This window comes from Treponema sp. R6D11 (assembly GCF_054786075.1).
This window is the reverse complement of sequence record NZ_BDHD01000316.1, coordinates 1-1366: the sequence shown is the minus strand read 5'-3', so window position 1 is coordinate 1366 and position 1366 is coordinate 1. Positions and strand designations below refer to the sequence as shown.

Sequence of the window (1366 nt, the reverse complement as noted above, 5' to 3'; positions counted from 1 at the left end):
AGTAATTTGGATAAGATAGTCTTCATGGGCGTCGATGGGGAAGTCGTTGGTTCCCACCACGTTGACATAGCCGGTCTTGGAATATTGCACGGGAACGGGCGGGCTGAATTCCGGGTAGTAGACGATCATCGGGCCGATACCGCTCTCGCGCAGGTTCAGAATAGTTACCATTTTGGCGATGGAATAACTGTTGTTTATTATCTTGATTAGCCCTCTGCCTCTTCCGTAAAAATCGGGGGGAAGCAGGTCTTCTTCGTCCGCGTCGTCGGGATAGGGCGGCCATTCCTGGCTGATGTTGTAGTCGCCGCGTTTTGTTTTATAGAAGTAAAGATAATGTTCCCTGACGGACTGCGGATCGTTGGATGGAACGATAACTGAGTTTTTGGGGCCTAGTGTTGTCAATTTGCTGTTCAGCGTGTACGACACCGTAGTCTCCCAAGTGCCCTGTCCTAAGGCGATTGACTGTTTGTCGGTAATGCCGATTTTGCCGATGGCGTAACCCTTGTCGCCCATTTTGAATTCCGCTCTGTCGATAATCTGGCTGTTTGTTTTGTTAATCACCACAAAAGTAGCCATCCTGTTCCTGTATTCCGGCGGAATTACCGCGGGGCTTGAACCTTCTCCGGGCGACGGATCTACCGCCGGATTTCCGGTATCGTTGGGGTCGGGATCGATAACGTCTTTATCGATTATGGTAACGCCGTCTTTGTCGCGGTAAATAAAAAGCTCCACTATCTGCCGTGGGAGCGGCAGAGGGATAGTCAGGATTTGAGTTCCTGCGCCCGCGGGGGAATCTTCATTGGCGTCAAAAGCATAGTCAATGGTAATTTGGTAGCTTTTGTCGCTCGGCGACAGATATTGCGCTTTTCTTTCAAGCCGTTTCGGCCTGTTGGTGAATGAGACGCCCGGCGCCTGCGCCCAAGGACTTCCTTCGGGAGGCGCCCATTCCGGCTGGGCGATGGAAACGTTTGTTACGTCTACGGTTTTTGATCTGTTGGTAAGCATAAGTACCGCGCTGGTAACGTCGGTCGTGTTTATATCGCCTGTAACGTTGGTGTTATATATTGAATCGGGGTCAAAATTCACCGAATCCAAGCAAGCCGAAAACATAAAAACCGCAAAAATTAGTAAAACTGTTACTAAAAAAACGTTGTTTTTCATATCGTCCTCCTTATTAAATTCCTTTGTTTCTGTCGAAGAAACCTAATTTATAACCGATGCCGAGCCCTAAGGTATAACGCCTGTAATGCACGTTCTCGCGTGAGTCGGTGGGATAAGCGGTGTTTTTTATTATGACGTCGCCGGGAAAATAAACGAAATTAACGTCCACAAAGAACGCTCCCATGTTCCCGCCTTTTACGCCAAG

Annotated in this window: 2 protein-coding genes; both read right to left on the bottom strand. The window is 48.8% G+C overall.

Going from position 1 to position 1366, the window contains the following annotated elements; all coding sequences use genetic code 11:
* Positions 1–1161 (bottom strand): hypothetical protein (locus tag ACYVTD_RS12685; RefSeq protein ID WP_461248115.1); only part of this gene is annotated, 1161 nt, incomplete at its 3' end.
* Positions 1162–1174: 13 nt separating this feature from the next.
* The coding region (locus tag ACYVTD_RS12680) for a hypothetical protein (RefSeq protein WP_461248114.1) at positions 1175–1366 on the bottom strand (192 nt) is incomplete at its 5' end.